A 21,128-nucleotide genomic window follows, 5' to 3' on the forward strand; every position below is an offset into this window, starting at 1 on the left:
AGGGGAAATCGCCCCATGCGCAAGGTTATGGCACGGCCCCGACCCAAGGTCAGATCACGCTTTCCTCAGCATGCGGCGCCGCGGCAAGACCCTGCCGATGCGCCGCAACGGGTCACTCGCGCGGCAGAACGCGCAGGCGCAATTCGCGCAGCTGCTCGTTGGTCGGCTCGCTGGGGGCGCCCATCATCAGGTCCTCGGCGCGCTGGTTCATCGGGAACATGATGACCTCGCGGATATTCACCTCGTCGGCCAGCAGCATGACGATGCGGTCGATGCCCGCCGCGCAGCCGCCATGCGGGGGCGCGCCATAGCGGAACGCCTTGACCATGCCGCCGAACCGCTTTTCCACCTCGTCCCGGCCATAGCCGGCCAATTCGAAGGCGCGGAACATGATTTCGGGGCGGTGGTTTCGGATCGCGCCCGAAACCAGCTCGTAGCCGTTGCAGGCCAGATCGTATTGATAGCCCATGACCGCCAGCGGATCGCCCTCTAGCGCATCGAGTCCGCCCTGCGGCATCGAGAAGGGGTTGTGGCTGAAGTCGATCCGGCCGTCCTCGCCCTTCTCATACATCGGGAAATCGACGATCCAGGCGAATTTGAACTGGTTCTCGTCGATCAGGCCAAGCTCGCGGCCGATCTCGTTGCGGGCGCGGCCGGCGACGGCTTCGAATGTCTCGGGCTTGCCGCCCAGGAAGAAGGCTGCGTCCCCTTCGCCCAGGCCAAGCTGGGTGCGGATCGCCTCGGTCTTTTCGGGGCCGAGCGCCTTGGCGATGGGACCGGCGGCCTCGGTCGTGCCATCCTCGGCCTTGCGCCAGAAGATATAGCCCATGCCGGGCAGGCCCTGGCCTTGCGCGAAGGCGTTCATGCGGTCGGCGAACTTGCGCGAGCCGCCGCCCGGCGCCGGGATGGCGCGGACCTCGGTGCCGTCCTGTTCCAGCAGTTTCGCGAAGATCGCGAAGCCCGAGCCGCGGAAATGGTCCGAAACCACCTGCATTTCGATGGGGTTGCGCAGGTCGGGCTTGTCCGAGCCGTATTTCAGCATCGCCTCGGCATAGGGGATGCGCGGCCAGTCCGTATCGACCCGGCGACCGCCGCCGAATTCCTCGAACAGCCCCTGGATTACCGGCTGAATGGCGCGGAACACATCCTCCTGCTCGACGAAGGACATCTCCAGGTCAAGCTGGTAGAAATCGGTGGGCGAGCGGTCGGCGCGCGGGTCCTCGTCGCGGAAGCAGGGCGCGATCTGGAAATACTTGTCAAAGCCCGCGACCATGATCAGCTGCTTGAACTGCTGCGGCGCCTGCGGCAGGGCATAGAACTTGCCCGGATGCAGGCGCGAGGGCACCAGGAAGTCGCGCGCCCCTTCGGGCGAGCTGGCGGTGATGATCGGGGTCTGGAACTCGGTGAAGCCCTGGTCCCACATCGCATCGCGCAGCCATTTCACCACGCGCGAGCGCAGCATGATGTTGTTGTGCAGGCTTTCGCGGCGCAGGTCGAGGAAGCGATAGGTCAGCCGCGTCTCCTCGGGATAGTCCTGGTCGCCGAAGACCGGCAGCGGCAGGTCGTCCGCGGCGCCCAGAACCTCCATCGCGGTGGCATAGACCTCGATCTCGCCGGTGGGCAGCTTGGGATTGACCAGGCTCGGGTCGCGCAGCTTGACCCGGCCGTCGATGCGGATCACCGTCTCGGCACGCAGCTTTTCCAGCGCCGCGAAGGCGGGCGAGTCGCTGTCGGCGATTACCTGGGTGATGCCGTAATGGTCGCGCAGGTCGATGAACAGCACCCCGCCATGGTCCCGGACCCGGTGGACCCAACCGGACAGGCGGATTTCGGACCCGGCGGCAGCGGCGGTCAGTTCGCCGCAGGTATGGCTGCGATAGGCGCTCATCGTTTTTCCCCTTGCGTATCGGCCCCGCATGAACCGCGCCGCGCGGGCGAAGTCAAGCAATCAGAACGGCCTCACCACGTTGCCGGTGTAGAAATAGGCGCCCATGCCGACCGCGAAGAGCACATTGCCCGCCACCGCATGCAGGACCCAGGCCGAGGGAAAGCCGCGCTCCAGATAGGCGCGGGCAAAGAACCAGCCGCCGACGAAGGTCAGGATCGCCACCACCCAGGACCAATACATCAGGTGGGCAAAGGAAAACACCGCCGCGTTCAGCGCGATCGCCGCCCGCCCCGCCGGCAGAAGCACGGCGTAGCGGTGAAAGAACAGCGGCCGGAAGATCAGCTCCTGCGGCAGGGCCGAGAGGATCGGATAGAACACCCAGATCACCGGCAGGAATTCGGGCCGGTGCCGCACGATCTGGAAGATCGAGTTCGGGCTGCTGAGCGACAGGATCGCCAGCCCCGACAGCAGGGTGGCCAGCGCGATGGCCACGATCTCGCGCCAGGGCAGCCGGCTCCAGCCGCGCACCAGGCTGTGCCAGTGAAAGCCGCCGGTGCGCCACAAGAGCCCCAGCCCGGCAAGGCTGAACACCGCCAGCGCCTCGAACAGCATATGGCCGGGCAGGAACAGCGCGATGACCAGCGGCGCCCCGGCATAGAGCGCCGCGAACTCGGCCCAGAGCAGGCCGCGGCTTACTGGAGGCGCTGGTTCAGCCATACCCGCCACTGCGCCGGCGAGCCGGCAAAGACGTTCAGGTCCACGTTGCCCTTGATCCCGGGAACGATGCCGGTGCCGGTATATTGCCAGAAGCTGTAGCGCTGGCCGGGATAGACGATGCGCGGATGGCCGGCGACCGAGCGCAGCCAGAACTCCTCGGGCCAGGAACCCAGGTTGTTGTCGCGATAGAAGTCCACCGTGGTGTAGATGATCGGGCGCTGGCCGTAATGCCGGTGCAGGATGTCCTTGAAGATCTTGGCCTCGCGCAGCACCTCATGGCTTGGCGGACGATGCGGGCAGGTCTTGGAGGCTGTCCATTCCAGGTCCAGGACCGGCGGCATCGCACCGCGCTCCCGGGGCACGTTGGCGATGAACCAGGCCGCCTGCTCCGAACCCGAGCGGCAGAAGTAGAAGTAGTGATAGGCGCCGCGCGGAATGCGCGCCTGCGCCGCCTCGCGCCAGTAGCGGCGGAAGTTCGGGTCGGAATGGTCGCCGCCCTCGGTCGCCTTGATGAAGGCGAAGCTGATGCCCGAGCTGCGCACGCGGTTCCAGTCGATGTCGCCCTGCCAGCGCGAGATGTCGATGCCATGCACCGGATGGTCATAGGGATGCCCGCCCACCCACGGATGCGGCGCGCTGTCGCCGAATTGCGGGCCGCGGCCCTGCCCCGCCATCACTGCCGGCCCGCTGGAGGGCCCCCCGCACGAGGCCAGCACAACCAGCGCCAGCACCGCCATAATCTTGCCCAGGAATGTCATCTCTGCCCTCTGCCCGCACCTTTCGGCGCCTTTGCCCCCGCGCCTGTGTTCGGCGCCTGTCCGTCCTTATCGCAAAGCTGCGGCGCTCTGTCACGATGGCGTGACAGTCACGAGTTTGTCAGCGCCGGACTCTCGACGCTGCGCCGGGTGCGGGGCGACAGGGATCGGGGGCCTTGAGCCCTTTTTGCGGGCAGACGCCACCCCATGCCCGGCGGATCATCGAGCCGTGATTTCGCCAGGAACAGCAATTTCGGCAAGGTCCGGGTAAAGCTCGATCAACTCGGGCATGAGCGTATCGTCGCTGAGAGGTGTGATGAACAACTGCCCGTCATCCATGCTTGCCAGCGCAAGATATGTCAGCTCGAACGTCTCGCCGTTTCCCTTGAAGGTCCGGCTATAGGGAAGCAGGGCATAATCGCGGCCCGCGGATGTTTTTCCGAACCGGGCTGCATCAAGGTCGCTGGGCAAGCCGATCTGATCGCGTGGCTGCGCGTTGACCGGAGACAGCAGAACCAGCATGGCCAGAATTGCTGCGACCTTTCCCGTGTTCTGAAAAAGGGCTGAAACCCGTTTCATTTTTCATTTCCGATTGGCGATGGCGAAAGCCATATCATCGCCATTTCCGCCGCTGCTTCAGTCCGCCTCGGGCACCAGCTTGCCGGGGTTCAGCACGCCCTCGGGGTCCAGCGCCTGCTTGACCGCCGCCATCACGCCGATGGCCGCACCGTGCTGGGCGGGCATCAGGGGCTTCTTGCCGATGCCCACGCCATGCTCGCCGGTAATGGTGCCGCCCACCGCGATCGCACGCTCCGCCATGCGCAGCGCCACGCGCTTGGCGGCGGCAAGCTCGGCCTCGTCGCCGGGCATCACCAGGATCTGGGCGTGGAAGTTGCCGTCGCCGACATGGCCGACGATGGGGCCCAGCAGGCCCTCGGCGCGGATGTCCTCGGCCGCCGCGGCCACTGCGGCGGGCAGGTGCGACATCGGCACGCAGACATCCGTCACCACCGCCGTCGCCCCCGGCCGCAGGGCCAGGCACGAGCGATAGGCGTTGTGCCGCATCTTCCACAGCGCCGCACGCGCCTCGGGCGTGGTCGCCCAGTCGAAGCCGGTGCCGCCGAACTCGCCCGCCAGCGCGCCGAAGCTTTCGGCATCGCCCTTGACCGAGGCGGGCGCGCCGTGGAACTCGACCATCAGGTGCGGACCCTCGTGCATCTGCGTGCCCGAGGCATGGTTGAAGGCGCGCACCACATCGGCGTCGATGAACTCGATCCGCGCCATGGGGATGCCCGACTGGATCGTCGCGGTGACGCATTCCACCGCCTGCTCCAGCGTCGGAAAGCCGCAGACGGCCGAGGCGACCTCCTCGGGCTGGCCGTGCAGGCGCAGCGTCAGTTCGGTGATGATGCCCAGCGTGCCCTCGGAGCCGACGAACAGCGCCGTCAGATCATAGCCGGCGCTGGATTTCGCCGCCCGCGTGCCGGTGCGGATCACCTGCCCGTCGGCCAGCACCACCTCCAGCGCCAACACGTTGTCGCGCATGGTGCCGTAGCGGACGGCCGTGGTCCCCGAGGCGCGCGTCGCCGCCATGCCGCCCAGCGACGCATTGGCGCCGGGATCGACCGGGAAGAACAGCCCGGTCGCGCGCAATTCGGTATTCAGTGCCTCGCGCGTGCAGCCGGGCTGGACGCTGACCTGCATGTCCTCGGCCCGGATCTCCACCACGCGGTCCATCTTCGTCAGGTCGATCACCAGTCCGCCCTGCGGCGCCAGCGCCTGCCCCTCCAGCGAGGTGCCGGTGCCCCAGCCGATCATCGGCACGCGATGCGCGTGGCAGATGGCGGCGATGCGCGAGACCTCGTCGGTCGAGACGGGCCAGGCCACGGCATCGGGCGGCGGCGCGCGGTGAAAGGTCTCGGACTGGGCGTGCAGCTCGCGGTCGGCGCCGCTGGTGGAAAGGCGCGCGCCCAGAAGCGCGGCAAGCGCGTCGAGCGCCGGGGCGGGAATCGGCATGGGAGACCTCCTGCTGCTGTCACGGCAGTTGATAGTCCCGGCGCCGGTGCAAGGGCAAGCCGGGCTCAGGCCCTTGCGCCCAGCGCGCCCTTGACCGCCTCAATGGCGGGGGTGACGGCGTAATGCGCGACCGGGATCAGGATCATGCCCCAGATCACCCCGAAGATGCCGTCGAAGAAGGCGGTGGTGATCCAGGCGGCAAGCCCCGGCGCGGCGGGCAGGGCATGGGCCGCCGCTTCGGCCACGCCATGGATCCATTCATAGGGCTGGTGCTGGCCCAGCTCGTGCAGCCCGTGGATGACGATCTGGCCGCCGACCCAGATCATCGCCGCGGTGCCGACGACGGTCAGCGCCTTCATGAAACCCGGCATGACATGCACGATGCCGCGCCCCAGCCACGCCAGGGGTCCGCCGCGTTCGTGCAGGTGCAGGCCGAAATCGTCGGCCTTCACGATCAGCGCGACGAAGCCGTAGACCGCGACGGTGATGCCCACCGCCACCACGGCCAGGATCAGCGCCTTCATCCAGATCGCGTCGCCGTTCGGGATCGTGGCCAGGGCGATGGTCATGATCTCGGCCGAGAGGATGAAATCGGTCTTGATCGCGCCGCGCACCCGTTCCTCTTCCAGCCCGGCGGCGCCTTCCTCGGTGACCTTCAGATGCGGCTCGTTCACCTTGTGGTGGCTGAGCGCGTGCACGAGCTTCTCGGCCCCCTCGAAGCACAGGTAGGACCCGCCGAGCATCAGCAGGGGCGTGATCGCCCAGGGTGCAAAGGCCGACAGGATCAGCGCGACGGGCAGCAGGATCACCAGCTTGTTGTAAAGCGAGCCGCGCGCGATCTTCATCACGATCGGCACCTCGCGCGCGGCGGAAAAGCCGTGGACGTATTTCGGCGTCACCGCCGCGTCGTCGATCACCGCGCCGGCGGCCTTGGCGCCCGCCTTGGCCGCCTGCCCCGCCACATCGTCGACCGAAGCCGCCGCGATCTTGGCGATCCCCGCCACGTCGTCCAGCAGCGCCAGCAATCCGCTCATGCCCGTTTCCCGTCCCCAAGGTTCCGACGCGCCACCTTACGGGGCGCCCCATGCTTGCGCAATTCGCAGCCGCGGCAATGGTTCCGCGCCCCGGCCCGGCTTGCACCCGCGCGGGGAATCATTCATCAAGCATGGGACAATCGAAAGGGCCGCCCATGCTGGATCAGAACGCGAAACCGACCGAAGAGATCGACCTGCGCGAGGTCTTTGGTCTAGACAGCGACATGAAGGTCAAGGGCTTTGCCGAACGCTCGGACCGCGTGCCCGACATCGATTCGACCTACAAGTTCGACCCCGACACCACCTTGGCGATCCTGGCGGGCTTTGCCTATAACCGCCGGGTGATGATCCAGGGCTATCACGGCACCGGGAAATCGACGCATATCGAGCAGGTGGCGGCACGGCTGAACTGGCCCTGCGTGCGGGTGAACCTGGACAGCCACGTCTCGCGCATCGACCTGATCGGCAAGGACGCGATCAAGCTGGTGGACGGCAAGCAGGTCACGGTGTTCCACGAGGGCATCCTGCCCTGGGCGCTGCGCAACCCGACCGCCATCGTCTTCGACGAATACGACGCCGGCCGCGCCGACGTGATGTTCGTGATCCAGCGCGTGCTGGAGGCGGACGGCAAGCTGACGCTTCTGGACCAGAACGAGGTCATCACGCCGAACCCCTATTTCCGCCTGTTCGCCACCGCGAACACGGTGGGCCTGGGCGACACGACCGGCCTTTACCACGGCACGCAGCAGATCAACCAGGGCCAGATGGACCGCTGGTCGCTGGTCTCGACGCTGAACTACCTGAGCCACGACGCCGAGGCTGCCATCGTGCTGGCCAAGAACCCGACCTACAACACCGAGAAGGGCCGCAAGATCATCAACCAGATGGTGACGCTGGCCGACCTGACGCGGACCGCCTTCATGCAGGGCGACCTGTCGACGGTGATGAGTCCGCGCACGGTGATCGCCTGGGCGCAGAACGCCCGCATCTTCGGCGACAACGTGGGCTATGCGTTCCGGCTGACCTTCCTGAACAAATGCGACGAGTTGGAACGGCAGACCGTGGCCGAGTTCTATCAGCGCCTGTTCGACGAGGAACTGCCGGAAAGCGCGGCGGTCAAGGCGGGGTGATATGGCAGAAGGCGGTTATAACGATCCTCGAACTATAACCGCCGTTATTGCGGCAGCAATCTCGTTTATTGCTGCAGCATTATCAGCCTACTTCAACTACTTATCGCGACGAACCTCCCATACCTCGATCAAAATTGCGCGCTTCAATGCGCAGCAATCTGAGAGGGCGAGGATCCTCTCGTGGGGACAGGAAGCGATGGATGCCATCTCTGCCGTGTATATCCTTCTTCTTATGCCCTCGACGGAGAGCTTTCTTGATAAGAGAAAGGATTGTTTGTCGAAATTGACATCATTAATTGATCGTGGGCGCTGGTTGCTTCCCAATCTTCAGCACACGTCATACGGGAAAAACAAGGAGAGTGCCTATACTGGGTTTCGGCAGGCTCCGCTCGACGATCTTGTTGATGTTTATGACATTCTCTTTGCCGCAGATAGCATTCAAGAGTGTCCAAGAATCGTCGCAAAAGTGATGAAGTCCAAGAGGCGATTTGCATCAGCCATCCAAGAAAAGCTGGAGCCCCGCGCAGTTGAAGCCGACCTCAAAAAACTAGGCGACGGCATAAAATGAAAAAATCCGACAACCCCGCCGATCCGTTCAAGAAGGCCCTGACCGAGGCCACGCGCGCGCTGGCCGAGGATCACGAGCTGAACGTGACCTTCTCCGCCGATCCCTCGGGCGTGGCGGGCGATACCATGCGCCTGCCGCAGGTCAGCCGCCGCATGACCCGCGACGAGGTGCTGCTGGCGCGCGGCACCGCCGATGCCCTGGCGATGAAGCTGCGCCACCACGACGCCGGAACCCATGCGAAATACGCCCCCGCTGGCCCGATGGCGCGCGACCTCTACGAGGCGATGGAGACCGCGCGCTGCGAGGCGCTGGGGGCCCGCGACATGCCCGGGGCGCTGTCGAACATCGACGCCAAGCTGGGACAGGAGGCCGAGCGCAAGGGCTACGGCCAGATCAAGGCCCCGGCCGACGCGCCGCTGGCGGTGGCGGCGGGCTATATCGTGCGGCAGGCGGCGACGGGCCGCGCCCTGCCCTCGGCCGCGCAGCATGTCGCGGACCTGTGGCGCCCGTTCATCGAGGAACAGGCCGGCGCCGATCTCGATCATGTGGGCGAGGTGCTGGCCGACCAGGCCGCCTTCGCCCGGCTCGCCCGCAAGGTGATCGCCGACCTGGGCTATGGCGACCAGTTGGGCGAAGACCCCGACGAGCCGCAGGAGGACGAGGCCGACGAGAACGCCGAGCAAGACGAAGAGGCCGGCGACAACCAGTCCCGCGACCAGAACCAGGACGAAGACGCCGAGGCCAGCCCCGAGCGCACGCAGGACCAGACGCAGGACGAACGCCAGGCTCAGGTCAGCATGGACGACCAGTCCGACGAGGAGCTGGTGGACGAGGCCGAGATGTCCGAGGCCGAGACGCCCCCCGACCTGCCGCCGCAGGTCAGCGAGGCAAGCCCGGAATACCGCGTCTATACCCAGGAATTCGACGAGGAGATCCGCGCCGAGGATCTGGCAGACCCCGCGGAGCTGGAGCGGCTGCGCGCCTATCTGGACAAGCAGCTGGAGCCCTTGCGCGGCGCCGTCTCGCGGCTGGCGAACAAGCTGCAACGGCGCCTGCAGGCGCAGCAGAACCGCAGCTGGGAATTCGACAAGGAAGAGGGCGTTCTGGATGCCGGGCGCCTGGCCCGCGTGGTGGCGAACCCGACGACGCCGCTGAGTTTCAAGGTCGAGAAGGATACCGAATTCCGCGACACGGTGGTCACGCTGCTTCTGGATAATTCCGGCTCGATGCGCGGCCGGCCGATCTCCATCGCCGCGATCTGCGCCGACGTGCTGGCCCGCACGCTGGAACGCAGCCAGGTCAAGGTCGAGATCCTGGGCTTTACCACCCGCGCCTGGAAGGGCGGACAGAGCCGCGAGAAATGGCTGGCCGCCGGCCGGCCGGCGCAGCCGGGGCGGCTCAATGACCTGCGCCATATCATCTACAAGGCCGCCGATGCGCCCTGGCGGCGGGTGCGCCCGAACCTGGGCCTGATGATGAAAGAGGGGCTGCTCAAGGAAAACATCGACGGCGAGGCGCTGGAATGGGCGCATCGGCGGCTGGCGCGGCGACCCGAGGCGCGGCGGATCCTGATGGTGATCTCGGACGGGGCGCCCGTGGATGACAGCACGCTTTCGGTGAACCCGGCGAATTTCCTGGAGAAGCACCTGCGCGACGTGATCGCGATGATCGAGCGCAAGAAGCAGGTCGAACTGCTGGCCATCGGCATCGGCCATGACGTGACCCGCTATTACGAGCGCGCGGTGACGATCACCGATGCCGAGCAGCTTGCCGGCGCCATCACCGAGCAGCTTGCCGCGCTGTTCGAAGCCGATCCCAGAAAGCGCGCCCGCGCCATGAACCAGCGCCGGGCGGGCTGAACCTGTTCTTTCGGGCTGCTTGATCTGCCCCGCGTCCCATGCGACCAATTTCGCCGGACCGGGGCCGCTTTCCGCCTCGCAGGCCAAGGGGCTTCGACGTGTTGAAGATCGGTTTTTTCATTCCCGAATTTCCGGGCCAGACCCATATCTTCCTGTGGCGCGAACGACAGGCGCTGGCGGAACTGGGGATCGAGGCCGAGCTGATCTCGACCCGCCCGCCGCCGCGCGCCATCGCCTCGCACAGCTGGGCCGCCGAGGCGCAGGCCCGGACCCGCTACCTGATACCGCTGGGCAGCGGGGGCCTGGGCATCGTCGCGGAATTCCTGCGCTCAGGGCCGGCCGGCTGGACTCGTGGGCTGGGTGCGGTGCTGACCGCCGAAGCGCAAGGGCTCAAGGGGCGGCTGCGGATGCTGGCGCTGCTGGCCATGGGCGCGCGGCTCAAGCGCATCGCCCGCCAGCAGGGCTGGGGTCATGTCCATGTCCACAGCTGTGCCGACAGCGCCAATATCGCCATGTTCGCCGAGCGGCTGGGCGGGCCGAGCTACAGCCTGACCCTGCACGGGCCGACGCTGGAGGGCTACGGCCCGAACCAGCGGCAGAAATGGCGCCATGCGCGTTTCGCCACCATCATCTCGCAATTGCTGGCGCGGGTGGCCGAGCGCGAGATCGGCGCCGACCGCCCCGCCGTGATCAACGTGGCGCCGATGGGCGTGGATCTCGACCAGATCCGGCGCCAGGCGCCGTGGCAGCCCCCTGCCCCCGGCGAGCCGCTGCGCATCTTCGCTTGCGGCAGGCTGAACGCGGTCAAGGGCCATGACCACCTGGTCCGAACGATCGAAATCCTGCGTGCCCGCGGCATCGACGCCCGGCTGGAGATCGCCGGAGAGGACGAGCAGGGCGGCTCGGGCTATCGCCGCCAGCTCGACGCATTGATCGCCGAAAAGGGCTTGGGCGATGTCGTCACGCTCTTGGGCGCGGTCAGCGAGGAACGGGTGCGCGAGGGGCTGGAGCGCGCGCATGTCTTTGCCCTGGCCAGCCTGAACGAGGGCATCGCGGTCGCGATCATGGAGGCGATGGCGATGGAGATGCCGGTGGTCGTCACCGATGTCGGCGGCAATCACGAATTGATCACCTCGGGCCGCGACGCGATCCTGGTGCCGCCCGAGCGGCCCGAGATCATGGCGGACGAGATCGCCCGCCTTCGCGCCGACCCCCAGGAGGCGCAGCGGCTGGCGCAGGCATCCCGCGCCCGCGTCGCCGCCGCGTTCCACCACCGCCGCAGCGCCGAGGCGGTGGCCGACGGGCTGGCCCGTACCCTGCCCGGCGCACGCGAGGCGCTGGCCCGCGCCTGACACCCAGAACAAGATCCAGAGGCAAGCATGTTCCAGAATTACGACAGCCATTCCGACCCCGCAGCGCATCCACCCCGGCTGGCCGCACTGCGGCGCGAACTGGCGGCGCGCGAGCTCGACGGCGTCCTGGTGCCGCGCGCCGATGCGCATCAGGGGGAATATGTCGCCGCCCACGATGCGCGGCTGGCCTGGCTCACCGGATTCACCGGCAGCGCCGGCTTCTGCATCGTGACGCCGGACCGCGCCGGAGTGTTCATCGACGGCCGCTATCGCGTGCAGGTCAAGGCCGAGGTGGACCCGGCGCATTTCACCCCGGTGCCCTGGCCGGAAACCAAGCCCGCCGAATGGCTGCGCGAAGCCCTGCCCGAAGGCGGGCGCATCGGCTACGACCCCTGGCTGCACACGCGGCGCGAGATCCGCGAGATGGAAAAGGGGCTGGCCGGCGCGGGCATCGCGCTGATCGCGCTCGAGTCGAACCCTGTCGATGCGATCTGGACCGACCAGCCGGATGCGCCGGTGGGCGCGGTGCGGCTCTGGCCCGACGAGGCCGCCGGCGAAACGGCGGCCGACAAGCGCACCCGCATCGCCCGCGCACTGCGCGAGGCCGGGCAGCAGGCGGCGGTGCTGACCCTGCCCGATTCGGTCTCGTGGCTTCTGAACATCCGCGGCGCCGACGTGCCGAAAAACCCGGTGGTGCAAAGCTTTGCCATCATCGAGGAAAACGGCCATGTCGCCGTCTTCACCAACCCGGCCAAGTTCGGCCCCGAGGTCCGGGCCGCGCTTGGCAACGAGGTCTCGGTGCTGCCGCTGGATGCGCTGACCCCGGCGCTGACCAATCTCGCCGGCCCGGTGCGGGTCGACCCTGCCAGCGCGCCGGACCGGGTGTTTTCGCTGATCGAAAGCATGAAGACCCCCATCGCCGAGGCGCCGGACCCGGTGATCCTGCCCAAGGCATGCAAGAACGCCGCCGAGATCGCCGGCATGCGCGCCGCCCATCTGCAGGACGGCGCCGCGGTGACGGAACTGCTGTGCTGGCTGGACGCCCGTGCGCCGCATCTCGACGCCGAGCCGCTGACCGAGATCGACGTGGCGCAAAAGCTGGAGGCGTTGCGCGTGGCGCGCGGCATCCTCGACATCAGCTTCGACACCATTTCGGCCACCGGCCCGCATGCCGCGATCCCGCATTACCATGTCGACCGGGCGAGCGACCTGCGCATCCTGCCCGGCCATGTCCTGCTGGTCGATTCCGGCGGGCAATACGCCAACGGCACCACCGACATCACCCGCACCCTGCCGATGGGCCCGGTCGATCCGGCCGTGCGCCGGCCCTATACGCGTGTGCTTCAGGGCATGATCGCAATCTCGCAGGTGCAGTTCCCAAAAGGCGTCGCCGGCTGCCATATCGACGCATTGGCGCGGGCACCGCTGTGGTCCGAGGGCATGGATTACGACCACGGCACCGGGCACGGCGTCGGCGCCGGGCTGTCGGTGCACGAGGGGCCGGTCAGGATCTCGCGCATTTCGGACATTCCCTTGCAGCCCGGGATGATCCTGTCGAACGAGCCGGGCTATTACCGCGAGGGCGCATTCGGCATCCGCATCGAGAACCTGATCGTGGTCGAGGAAAAGGGCAGCCCGGACGGGCGCGAGATGCTGGGCTTCGGCACGCTGACGCTGGCCCCGATCGACCGCAGGCTGATCGAGCCGGGCCTGCTGGCACCGGCCGAGGTCGAATGGCTCGACGCCTATCATGCGCGGGTGTGGGAGGAAATCTCGCCCCTGGTCGAAGGCCAGGTGCGCGACTGGCTCCATCGCGCGACGCGGCCGCTTGGCGGCAGCGCCTGAAGACCGGCGCCTTCACCGTTTCCCAAATTACTCACCGGACGATGCAGCCAGCACGGCCTCGCCCGGTGGGCCACCCTCCGGCTTCTCTGTTCCCCAAATACTCATACGGCCGTGCCCGGAGGCGCGGTTGCATGAGTATTTGGGGAACAGAGAAGACAGGACTCGCCGCGCCCGACCGGCTGCGGTTGGATCAGCCGTGCGGGTGGCGGCGACGCCAGGCCAGCGAACTGAGAAAGGCCATGCCGATGAAACAGGCACCCAGAAGGCCGGTGACCACCTCGGGGATCGGCCGCAGGGTCTGGACGAACATCAGGATCGACAGCACGAAGATCGACCAGAAGGCGCCGTGCTCCAGATAGCGGAAGGCGGCAAGCGTGCCGCGCTCGACCAGCATCACCGTCATCGAGCGCACATACATCGCGCCGATGCCCAGGCCGATGGCGATCAGGAACAGGTTCTGCGTCAGCGCGAAGGCGCCGATCACCCCGTCGAAGCTGAAGGACGCGTCCAGCACCTCGAGATAGAGGAAGGCGCCGAAGCCGCCGCGCGCCATGTCGGCGGGCTGCGGTGCGCCGCCCCAACGGTCGAGCACATGGCCAAGCATGTCCACCAGCAGATAGGTGATCACCCCCCAGATCGCGGCGATGATGAAGGCATGCTCCTTTTCCGCCGGCAATTGGCCGACGATCACCAGCATGCAGACCAGCACGAAGCCGACCTCCATGCCGCGAATCTCGCCCAGCTTGCGCAGCGCGGCCTCGACGCCCTTGATCCAGTCGACGTCCTTGGCCTCGTCGAAGAAGTAGTTCAGCGCCACCAGCATCAGGAACGAGCCGCCGAAAGCCGCGATGGGCAGGTGCGCCTCGTGGATGATGCGGGAATATTCCTGCGGCTGGGTGGCGGCCAGGCGAATGGCCTCCCATGGCGCCAGATGGGCGGCGATGACCACCACCAGCAGCGGAAAGATCACCCGCATGCCGAAGACCGCGATCAGGATGCCCCAGGTCAGGAAGCGGCGCTGCCACTTCGGGGTCATCTGCTTGAGCTTGTTGGCATTGACGATGGCGTTGTCGAAGGAAAGCGAGATTTCCAGCACCGCGAGGATGCCGGCGATCAGGAAGAAGGCCAGCGCCCCCGAGCCGGTGCCGTGATATTCCCAGCCCAGAAAGGCGGCGAGCGCCAGGCCCGCGCCGGTAACGATGAAGGGCCAGGTCATGTAGCTGAGGGTGGATCTCATGGGCTTCCCCTTCCTGCGGCTCGTGCCTTTCGGTCTTAGGCGCTGCCCGGGGGGCGGGCAAGGCGGGTGGGCGCAGGGCTGCCTTGCACGCAGCCCGCGATATGGCTACCGATCTTCAGGCGCGGACCAGCACCGCCAGGTCGGCGACATTGGTGCCGGTGGCGCCGGTCACCACCAGCGCATCGCCGGCCGCCAGCGCCGGAGTCGAATCGTTCCTGGCCAGCGCCGCTGCGGGATCGATGCCGCCCGCCCGGATCGCCGCCGGCGTGCCGGGACCGACCAGCCCGCCCGCCGCCTCGCCCGGGCCGTCGCGCCCGTCGCTGCCGACCGAGGCAAAAGCCCAGTCGAAATCCACCGGCTGCGCCTCGGCCAGCAGCGCCAGGCGCAAGGCGAGTTCCTGGTTGCGCCCGCCCATGCCGTCGCCGACCAGCTTCACCGTCGTCTCGCCGCCAAAGGCCAGCGCCTGGCCGGACCGCAACCCCGACGCCAGCGCCCAGATCGCCCGCGCGCAATCCTGCACGTCGCCCTCAAGCGGGATCGGCGCGGGATCGGCCCCCGCCTCGACCATGGCCGCGACCGAAAGCGCGTTCGAGCCGACGAGGATGTTCCTGGCCCGCGGCAAGGCGCGGCGATCCTCGGGGCGAAGCAGCGCTGCCCGCGCCGCCTCGGGCATCCGCTCCCAGATGCGCAGCGATTGCGCCAGATCGGCAGCCTGCGCGCGCGTGCCGACCGGCGCCACCGTCGGCCCCGAAGCGATGACCCGCAGGTCGTCCCCCGGCACGTCCGACAGGATCAACGCCGTCAGCGGCGCCCGCGACAGCCGCAGCCAGCCGCCGCCCTTGAGCCGCGACAGGCCCTGGCGGATCAGGTTCACCTGCGCAATATCCGCCCCCGAGGCCAGAAGCAGCCGGTTCACCGCCTGCTTGTCGGCCAGCGTCATGCCCTCGGCCGGCGCCGGCAGCATCGCCGAGCCGCCGCCCGAGATCAGCGCCAGCACCCGGTCCTGCGGCCCGCTGGCCGAGAGCATGGCGATCACCGCCTCGGCGGCTGCCGCGCCATCCGCGTCGGGTTGCGGATGGCCGGCACGCATGACCCGCGCACCCGCCAGCGCCGCGTCGTTGCCGGCATTGGTCACCACCAGTGCCTCGGCCCCCGGCAGCGCCTCCAGCGCCGCCCCGGCCATCGCCCGGGCGGCCTTGCCCAGCGCGATCACCAGCCAGCGCCCGCCCGGCCCCGGCGGATCGGCCAGCACTTCGCCCATGCCGCGCACCACCGCCGCCCCCGGATCGGCTGCAGCGATGCCGGCGCGGATCAACGCCATCGCACGGTCGCGCGGCGCCATCAGTTCACCCGGTCGGGCAGCGCCTGCCCCTCGGCAAAGGCGACGAGATTGTTCATCGCCCGCATCGCCATGGCGGTGCGCACCTCTTCGGCGGCAGTGCCCAGATGCGGCAGCAGCGTCACGTTCTCCATGGCGCAGAGCGCAGGCGACACCCTCGGCTCGAACTCATAGACGTCCAGCCCCGCCCCGGCGATACGGCCTTGGGCCAGCGCCTCGGCCAGCGCCGCCTCCTCGACCACGTCACCGCGGGCGATGTTGATGAGGTAGGAGCGCGGCCCCAGCCGCTCCAGCTCATGCGCGCCGATCATGTGCCGGGTCTCGGCCCCGCCAGGAACGGCGATGATGGCGAAATCCGACTGAACCAGCAACTCGTCCAGGTCGGCCACCTGCCGGGCCGGGAAGTTCAGAGACGAGACCACCGAGCGGTTGTGGAACAGCACCTCCATGCCGAAGCCGAAATGGCAGCGCCGTGCAATGGCCTTGCCGATGCGGCCCATGCCGATGATGCCGACCGTGCAGCCGGTGACATGGCGGCCCAGCAGTTGCGTCGGCTCCCAGCCGGTCCATTCGCCGCGGCGCAACAGCCGCTCACCCTCGCCCGCCCGGCGCGCGGTCATCAGGATCAGGGTCAGGGCGATGTCGGCGGTGGCCTCGGTCACGGCATCGGGCGTGTTGGTCACGGCGATGCCGGCCGCCGCGGCCGCCGCCACGTCGATGTGGTTGTAGCCGGCGCCGAAATTGGCCAGCAGCCTGCAGCGCGGCTGGCCCTGGAATGCCTCGGCGGTAAAGCGGTCGCCCAGCGTCGGCATGATCGCGTCGTAATCGGCCAGCGCCTTCGCCGCCTCATCGACGCCGAGCCCGTCCTTGCGATCCAGGATCTCGGTTTCGAACCGGGCCGACAGCGCATGTTCCGCCGCCTGCGTCATGCGGCGCGTCACCAGAAGTTTCATCAATACATCCTCCCCCCGACGGGCACCTCGCGGTCGGGGCCGATCAGCACGACCTCGCCATCTTCGTCCGGCAGGCCCAGAACCAGAACCTCGGACATGAAGGGGCCGATCTGGCGCGGCGGGAAGTTCACCACCGCCAGCACCTGCCGGCCGACCAGCCCGTCCGGCGCATAATGCCGGGTGATCTGGGCCGAGCTTTTCCGCTCGCCGATCCCGGGCCCGAAATCCAGCCACAGCTTGAAGGCCGGGCGCCGCGCCTCGGGAAAGGGCTCGGCGCGGGTGATGCGGCCGACGCGGATCTCGACCTTCTCGAAATCCGCCCAGGCGATGGGATCGCTCATTTTCCCAACTCCCGTCCCCGCGCGGCGGCTGCCGCGATGGTGCGGCGCATCAGGGACGGCAGGCCGGTCCCGGGGTCCATCAGCTCCTTCAGGCCCGCAGCCGTGGTGCCGCCGGGCGAGGTCACGGCCTCGCGCAGCTTTGCGGGGTCCTCGTCTTCATGCACGGCCAGCGCGCCCGCCCCGGCAACGGTCGCCCGCGCCAGTTCCAGCGCCAAGGCCGCAGGCAGCCCCTCGGCCTCGCCCGCCGCCGCCATGGCCTCGATCATGTGAAAGACATAGGCCGGACCCGAACCGGAAAGCGCCGTCACCGCATCCATCTGCGCCTCGCCCTCCAGCCGCACGACGCGGCCGACGGCGGACAGCAGCGCCTCTGCCAGCGCCATCTCGGCATCGCCGGCCCTGGCATTGCCGACGATGGCGGTGATGCCCTGGCCGATGGCGGCCGGCGTGTTCGGCATGGCCCGCACGATGGGCGCGGCCGGAAAGGCCGCCTCATAGGCGCCAAGCGTCACCCCCGCCGCGACCGAGACCACCAGCGTTCCCGCCCCGACCGAAAGCCGGGGCAGCACATCCGCCATCATCTGCGGCTTGACGGCGATCACCAGCACGGCGGGCTCCTCGGGCAGCTTTCCGTTTACCCAAATACCCAAATCCGACAGTTCCGCCCGGGGATGCGGGTCGACCACATGCACCGCCCCCGCAGCCAAGCCGTTCTTCAGCCAGCCGTCCAGAAGCGCGCCGCCCATCCGCCCGCAGCCGACCAGCACCAGCCCGCGCGCATTCAGAACCGAAAAATCCATGCCCTGCCCCCTGCCTTGGCCCGCGCGAAGGCGGGAATTCAGGCGCGACCGTAGGCCTCGGACATGGCGATGTCCATGGCCGCCTCGGGCGTGGCATCGCCCCAGCAGGCCAGTTGGAAACAGGGATAGAACCGTTCGCAGGCCAGGATGGCATTGCCGATCATCTGGTCGATCTGCTCCGGGCTGGCGATGGCCTCGCCCGACAGCACCAGGCCGTAGCGCCAGACCATCAGCTTCTGCGGTGCCCAGAAGGTGAAGCCGCCGTCCCAGACCTGGTCGTTGGCAAGGTTCAGGACCTCGTAGAGCGCCGGCAGCGTCTCGGCCGGAGGGTCCATGTCGAAGGTGCAGATCAGCCGCAGCACCTCGTCGCGCTGCGACCAGGCCAGCGTGATCGAATAGGTGCGCCATTGGCCCTCGACCGCCATCGCGATCTGGTCCTCGGCCAGTCGGTCGAAATCCCATTCGTGATGCGTCGCGACGGTTTCCACGATATCGATGGGATGGATGTCATCGCTATGGATGAAGTCCAGCTGTGCCATATCCTGTCCCCCTGCCTGTCTGAGAGCGGGGCAAGGTCAAAACCCCAACCCTTGGTGGCCCAGACTACACCCGGCGTAGCCCCCGGGATGTGCCTACAACATATCGTGTGCCGGTTCCACGAGGGTGTAAAGCGAAAATTCCGTTACCGGATCGCGACAGCCAACCTCCGCCGCTTGACCGCCGGCTTCCGTGCAGGTTCAAGGACGCGCAAGGAGGACTTTGGCATGCGCGACCACGGCGGCGACATCGACAAGGCGGCCGGCCGCTTCGGGCGGGCGGACTGGATCGACCTGTCCACGGGAATCAACCGCCGGCCCTGGCAGGCCGGGCCGCTTTCAGCCCATGCCCTGACCGCGCTGCCGACGGCCGCGGACACCGCCCGGCTCGGCGCCGTTGCCGCGGCCCGATTCGGCTGTCCGCAGGATCAGGTCCTGCCGCTGGCGGGCGCCTCGGCGGCGATCCAGCTTCTGCCGCATGTGAGCGGGGGGCGGCGCGCGGCGGTGCTGTCGCCGACCTATAACGAACATGCCGCCAGCCTGCGCGCTGCCGGCTGGGAGGTGGCCGAGCCTGCCGATCCCACCGCGCTGGCCGGCGCCGATCTGGCGGTGATCGTGAACCCGAACAACCCGGACGGGCGCGAGTTCACGCCCGCACGGGTCGCCGCCCTCGCCGCCACGGTGGGGCATCTCATCGTGGACGAAAGCTTTGCCGATCCGCGTCCCGACCTGTCGGTGGCCGGCACGCGGCCAGAGAACGTCACCGTGCTGCGCAGCTTTGGCAAGTTCTGGGGACTGGCCGGGCTGCGGCTGGGCTTTGCCATCGCCGCCCCGGGGCTGCTGGCCCGGCTGGCCGAGCGCGCAGGCCCCTGGGCGGTCGGCGGCCCGGCGCTGGAGATCGGCACGCAGGCACTGGCTGACGCGCAATGGATCGACGACACGGTGGTCTGGCTCTCCGAGGCGGCGCTGCATCTGGACCAGATCGTCACCCTGCATTGGCCGCTGGTCGGCGGCACGCATCTGTTCCGCCTCTACGATACGCCCGACGCGCAGGCCGCGCATGAGTTGCTGGCCCGCGCCGGCATCTGGAGCCGCATCTTTCCCTGGCATCCGCGCTGGATTCGCCTGGGCATCCCCGGCTCGCGCGAAGAGTTCGACCGCGTGGCGGGCGCCTTTACAGCACCCGGTTGACATGGCCCATCTTGCGGCCGGGGCGTGCCTCGCCCTTGCCGTAAAGATGGACCTGGCAGCGCGACTGCTTCAGCAATTCCGGCAGGCGCAGCACGTCGTCGCCGATCAGGTTCTCCATCTCGACATCGGCGTAGCGCTGGCCGTCGCCCAGGGGCAGGCCGGCCACAGCGCGGATATGCTGCTCGAACTGGTCCACGGCGCAGCCCGCCTGCGTCCAATGGCCGGAATTGTGGACGCGCGGCGCGATCTCGTTCACCACCAGCCCGTCGCGAGTCACGAACAGCTCGACCCCCATGACGCCGATATAGTCCAGCGCATTGACGATACGCGCGGCAATCAGCACCGCATCGGTCAGCAGGCCCGCCGTCAGCCCGCAGGGCACCGTGGTGGTGCGCAGGATGCCCTCGCGATGAACGTTCAGGCCCGGATCATAGGCCGCGACCTGCCCATCCGCGCCGCGCGCGACGATGACGCTGATCTCGGCCGAGAACTCGACGAACCCCTCCAGCACAGATGGCGCACCGGTCCAGTCCCGCTGCCCGGCATCGGAAAAGCGGATCTGTCCCTTGCCGTCATAGCCCAGCCGCCGGGTCTTGAGGATCGAGGGCGCCCCCAGCGCCGCCAGTGCCCCGGGCAGGTCGGATTCAGTCTCGACATTGCGATAGGGCGCGGTGCGCAGGCCGATGCCGGTCAGGAAATCCTTTTCGCTCAGCCGGTCCTGCGACACGGCCAGCGCGCGGCGGTTCGGACGGATCGGACGGATCGATTCCAGCAAGTCCAGCGCCGCCGTCGGCACGTTCTCGAATTCATAGGTGATGACATCGACCGATTCGGCGAAGGCGCGCAGCGCCGCCTGGTCCTCATAGGGCGCGGTGGTCAGCCGATGCGCCACGTCGCCCGCCGGCGCCGCGCCCGGCTCATAGACATGGCAGCGATAACCCAGCCGGCTGGCCGCGACCGAGAGCATGCGCCCCAGCTGCCCGCCGCCCAGGATGCCGATGGTGGCGCCGGGTTCCAGTTCACTCATCCTTCGGCTCCTCGGGGATGGAATCGCTGAGCGCCTGCCGCCAGGCGTCCAGCCGCGCGGCCAGTTCGGGGTCCGAGATCGCCAGGATCCCCGCCGCCATCAGCCCGGCATTGGCGGCACCCGCCGCGCCGATGGCCATGGTGGCGACCGGATAGCCCTTGGGCATCTGCAGGATGGAATAAAGCGAATCAACGCCCGACAGCGCCTTGGTCTGCACCGGCACGCCGATCACCGGCACCCGGGTCTTGCTGGCCATCATGCCCGGCAGATGCGCGGCGCCGCCGGCACCGGCGATGATGACCTTCAGCCCCCGCGCCACCGCCGTCTTGCCATAGTCCCACAGCCGGTCCGGCGTGCGATGGGCGGAAACGATCCGCGCCTCGTAACCGATGCCCAGTTCGTCCAGGATGGCCGCGGCCTCGCGCATGGTCGGCCAGTCGGACTGGCTGCCCATGATGATCCCGACGGGTTTTCCGGTGGCTTTTTCCATGGCTCGACCCCCTTTTGCGCCCCGCCCTACAGCGCCGGGCTGGATCATGC

General features: G+C 68.1%; 20 protein-coding genes. 6 read left to right on the forward strand and 14 right to left on the reverse strand.

What is annotated here, in order from left to right; translation table 11 throughout:
- Positions 1 to 112 precede the first annotated feature (112 nt).
- From aspS to QPR87_RS15330, 6 genes are all read right to left on the reverse strand, one after another.
- On the reverse strand, positions 113 to 1,888 hold the full coding sequence (aspS, locus tag QPR87_RS15305) for an aspartate--tRNA ligase (protein ID WP_285050138.1): 1,776 nt from the start codon (positions 1,886 to 1,888) through the stop codon (positions 113 to 115).
- Between the two features lie 60 nt (positions 1,889 to 1,948).
- A complete protein-coding gene (locus QPR87_RS15310) occupies positions 1,949 to 2,605 on the reverse strand; it encodes a CPBP family glutamic-type intramembrane protease (RefSeq protein WP_104491791.1) in 657 nt (218 codons plus the stop codon).
- Positions 2,581 to 3,363, reverse strand: coding sequence for a glycoside hydrolase family 25 protein (locus tag QPR87_RS15315; protein WP_011748472.1), 783 nt, complete (start codon positions 3,361 to 3,363; stop codon positions 2,581 to 2,583). Before QPR87_RS15315 ends, QPR87_RS15310 begins: the two co-directional genes overlap by 25 nt.
- 216 nt (positions 3,364 to 3,579) lie before the next feature.
- The gene (locus tag QPR87_RS15320) at positions 3,580 to 3,939 is read right to left on the reverse strand and encodes a hypothetical protein (RefSeq protein ID WP_158659268.1); all 360 of its coding nucleotides are present in this window, start codon (positions 3,937 to 3,939) and stop codon (positions 3,580 to 3,582) included.
- A 57-nt stretch (positions 3,940 to 3,996) separates the two neighbouring features.
- The gene (locus tag QPR87_RS15325) at positions 3,997 to 5,376 is read right to left on the reverse strand and encodes an FAD-binding oxidoreductase (protein WP_285050140.1); all 1,380 of its coding nucleotides are present in this window, start codon (positions 5,374 to 5,376) and stop codon (positions 3,997 to 3,999) included.
- Between the two features lie 65 nt (positions 5,377 to 5,441).
- The gene (locus tag QPR87_RS15330; protein ID WP_285050141.1) at positions 5,442 to 6,410 is read right to left on the reverse strand and encodes a DUF808 domain-containing protein; all 969 of its coding nucleotides are present in this window, start codon (positions 6,408 to 6,410) and stop codon (positions 5,442 to 5,444) included.
- A gap of 155 nt (positions 6,411 to 6,565) precedes the next feature.
- Here QPR87_RS15330 and cobS point away from each other — a divergent pair, with 155 nt between their 5' ends.
- The 5 genes from cobS (at position 6,566) to QPR87_RS15355 (ending at position 13,164) form a co-directional block, all read left to right on the forward strand.
- A complete protein-coding gene (cobS, locus tag QPR87_RS15335) occupies positions 6,566 to 7,540 on the forward strand; it encodes a cobaltochelatase subunit CobS (RefSeq protein WP_011748476.1) in 975 nt (324 codons plus the stop codon).
- Position 7,541: 1 nt separating this feature from the next.
- Positions 7,542 to 8,108, forward strand: a complete 567-nt coding sequence (locus QPR87_RS15340) for a hypothetical protein (RefSeq protein ID WP_158659267.1) — start codon at positions 7,542 to 7,544, stop codon at positions 8,106 to 8,108.
- Complete coding sequence (cobT, locus tag QPR87_RS15345; RefSeq protein ID WP_011748478.1) at positions 8,105 to 9,967, forward strand: cobaltochelatase subunit CobT; 1,863 nt, start codon at positions 8,105 to 8,107, stop codon at positions 9,965 to 9,967. Before QPR87_RS15340 ends, cobT begins: the two co-directional genes overlap by 4 nt.
- A gap of 98 nt (positions 9,968 to 10,065) precedes the next feature.
- Positions 10,066 to 11,319 carry an exopolysaccharide biosynthesis GT4 family glycosyltransferase EpsE gene (gene epsE / locus QPR87_RS15350; protein ID WP_285050144.1) on the forward strand — a complete coding sequence of 418 codons (1,254 nt, stop codon included), beginning with the start codon at positions 10,066 to 10,068 and terminating at the stop codon, positions 11,317 to 11,319.
- Between the two features lie 27 nt (positions 11,320 to 11,346).
- Positions 11,347 to 13,164, forward strand: a complete 1,818-nt coding sequence (locus QPR87_RS15355; protein ID WP_285050146.1) for an aminopeptidase P family protein — start codon at positions 11,347 to 11,349, stop codon at positions 13,162 to 13,164.
- Between the two features lie 190 nt (positions 13,165 to 13,354).
- On the opposite strand, the gene QPR87_RS15360 is transcribed toward QPR87_RS15355, so the two are convergent.
- The 6 genes from QPR87_RS15360 to QPR87_RS15385 all read right to left on the reverse strand — a co-directional run bounded on the left by QPR87_RS15360 (position 13,355) and on the right by QPR87_RS15385 (position 18,373).
- Positions 13,355 to 14,401 carry a DUF475 domain-containing protein gene (locus tag QPR87_RS15360; RefSeq protein ID WP_011748481.1) on the reverse strand — a complete coding sequence of 349 codons (1,047 nt, stop codon included), beginning with the start codon at positions 14,399 to 14,401 and terminating at the stop codon, positions 13,355 to 13,357.
- A gap of 115 nt (positions 14,402 to 14,516) precedes the next feature.
- Positions 14,517 to 15,743 carry a glycerate kinase type-2 family protein gene (locus tag QPR87_RS15365; protein WP_285050148.1) on the reverse strand — a complete coding sequence of 409 codons (1,227 nt, stop codon included), beginning with the start codon at positions 15,741 to 15,743 and terminating at the stop codon, positions 14,517 to 14,519.
- Positions 15,743 to 16,693 (reverse strand): 2-hydroxyacid dehydrogenase, encoded by a 951-nt coding sequence (locus tag QPR87_RS15370; protein WP_285050150.1) that lies wholly within the window; start codon positions 16,691 to 16,693, stop codon positions 15,743 to 15,745. Before QPR87_RS15370 ends, QPR87_RS15365 begins: the two co-directional genes overlap by 1 nt.
- Complete coding sequence (locus QPR87_RS15375) at positions 16,693 to 17,034, reverse strand: tRNA-binding protein (protein ID WP_011748484.1); 342 nt, start codon at positions 17,032 to 17,034, stop codon at positions 16,693 to 16,695. The genes QPR87_RS15370 and QPR87_RS15375 overlap by 1 nt, the downstream gene beginning before the upstream one ends.
- Positions 17,031 to 17,834 (reverse strand): pyrroline-5-carboxylate reductase, encoded by an 804-nt coding sequence (gene proC / locus QPR87_RS15380; protein WP_230999310.1) that lies wholly within the window; start codon positions 17,832 to 17,834, stop codon positions 17,031 to 17,033. The genes QPR87_RS15375 and proC overlap by 4 nt, the downstream gene beginning before the upstream one ends.
- 38 nt (positions 17,835 to 17,872) lie before the next feature.
- Entirely contained in the window at positions 17,873 to 18,373 is a 501-nt protein-coding gene (locus QPR87_RS15385; protein WP_011748486.1) for a type III secretion system chaperone family protein, read from the reverse strand.
- Positions 18,374 to 18,598: 225 nt separating this feature from the next.
- Between QPR87_RS15385 and cobD the strand changes: the two genes are divergently transcribed.
- On the forward strand, positions 18,599 to 19,561 hold the full coding sequence (gene cobD, locus QPR87_RS15390; RefSeq protein ID WP_285050152.1) for a threonine-phosphate decarboxylase CobD: 963 nt from the start codon (positions 18,599 to 18,601) through the stop codon (positions 19,559 to 19,561).
- Here cobD and QPR87_RS15395 read toward each other — a convergent pair.
- Together QPR87_RS15395 and purE are read right to left on the reverse strand one after the other, a co-directional pair.
- Positions 19,545 to 20,588, reverse strand: a complete 1,044-nt coding sequence (locus tag QPR87_RS15395; RefSeq protein ID WP_011748488.1) for a 5-(carboxyamino)imidazole ribonucleotide synthase — start codon at positions 20,586 to 20,588, stop codon at positions 19,545 to 19,547. The two genes, cobD and QPR87_RS15395, sit on opposite strands and share 17 nt — an antisense overlap.
- Positions 20,581 to 21,078 carry a 5-(carboxyamino)imidazole ribonucleotide mutase gene (purE, locus tag QPR87_RS15400; RefSeq protein ID WP_104491765.1) on the reverse strand — a complete coding sequence of 166 codons (498 nt, stop codon included), beginning with the start codon at positions 21,076 to 21,078 and terminating at the stop codon, positions 20,581 to 20,583. Before purE ends, QPR87_RS15395 begins: the two co-directional genes overlap by 8 nt.
- Positions 21,079 to 21,128 lie beyond the last annotated feature (50 nt).

The organism is Paracoccus sp. SSJ (assembly GCF_030234105.1).
Lineage (GTDB): Bacteria > Pseudomonadota > Alphaproteobacteria > Rhodobacterales > Rhodobacteraceae > Paracoccus > Paracoccus denitrificans.

Bases quoted from the DNA above. Each gene is read 5' to 3' on its own strand.
- QPR87_RS15325 (WP_285050140.1), bottom strand. From the start codon at position 5,376: ATGCCGATTCCCGCCCCGGCGCTCGACGCGCTTGCCGCGCTTCTGGGC.
- cobT (WP_011748478.1), top strand. From the start codon at position 8,105: ATGAAAAAATCCGACAACCCCGCCGATCCGTTCAAGAAGGCCCTGACC.
- QPR87_RS15385 (WP_011748486.1), bottom strand. From the start codon at position 18,373: ATGGCACAGCTGGACTTCATCCATAGCGATGACATCCATCCCATCGAT.
- QPR87_RS15330 (WP_285050141.1), bottom strand. From the start codon at position 6,410: ATGAGCGGATTGCTGGCGCTGCTGGACGACGTGGCGGGGATCGCCAAG.
- QPR87_RS15365 (WP_285050148.1), bottom strand. From the start codon at position 15,743: ATGGCGCCGCGCGACCGTGCGATGGCGTTGATCCGCGCCGGCATCGCT.
- QPR87_RS15315 (WP_011748472.1), bottom strand. From the start codon at position 3,363: ATGACATTCCTGGGCAAGATTATGGCGGTGCTGGCGCTGGTTGTGCTG.
- purE (WP_104491765.1), bottom strand. From the start codon at position 21,078: ATGGAAAAAGCCACCGGAAAACCCGTCGGGATCATCATGGGCAGCCAG.
- QPR87_RS15395 (WP_011748488.1), bottom strand. From the start codon at position 20,588: ATGAGTGAACTGGAACCCGGCGCCACCATCGGCATCCTGGGCGGCGGG.
- QPR87_RS15355 (WP_285050146.1), top strand. From the start codon at position 11,347: ATGTTCCAGAATTACGACAGCCATTCCGACCCCGCAGCGCATCCACCC.
- proC (WP_230999310.1), bottom strand. From the start codon at position 17,834: ATGGATTTTTCGGTTCTGAATGCGCGCGGGCTGGTGCTGGTCGGCTGC.
- QPR87_RS15360 (WP_011748481.1), bottom strand. From the start codon at position 14,401: ATGAGATCCACCCTCAGCTACATGACCTGGCCCTTCATCGTTACCGGC.
- QPR87_RS15320 (WP_158659268.1), bottom strand. From the start codon at position 3,939: ATGAAACGGGTTTCAGCCCTTTTTCAGAACACGGGAAAGGTCGCAGCA.
- cobS (WP_011748476.1), top strand. From the start codon at position 6,566: ATGCTGGATCAGAACGCGAAACCGACCGAAGAGATCGACCTGCGCGAG.
- cobD (WP_285050152.1), top strand. From the start codon at position 18,599: ATGCGCGACCACGGCGGCGACATCGACAAGGCGGCCGGCCGCTTCGGG.
- QPR87_RS15340 (WP_158659267.1), top strand. From the start codon at position 7,542: ATGGCAGAAGGCGGTTATAACGATCCTCGAACTATAACCGCCGTTATT.
- QPR87_RS15310 (WP_104491791.1), bottom strand. From the start codon at position 2,605: ATGGCTGAACCAGCGCCTCCAGTAAGCCGCGGCCTGCTCTGGGCCGAG.
- aspS (WP_285050138.1), bottom strand. From the start codon at position 1,888: ATGAGCGCCTATCGCAGCCATACCTGCGGCGAACTGACCGCCGCTGCC.
- QPR87_RS15375 (WP_011748484.1), bottom strand. From the start codon at position 17,034: ATGAGCGATCCCATCGCCTGGGCGGATTTCGAGAAGGTCGAGATCCGC.
- QPR87_RS15370 (WP_285050150.1), bottom strand. From the start codon at position 16,693: ATGAAACTTCTGGTGACGCGCCGCATGACGCAGGCGGCGGAACATGCG.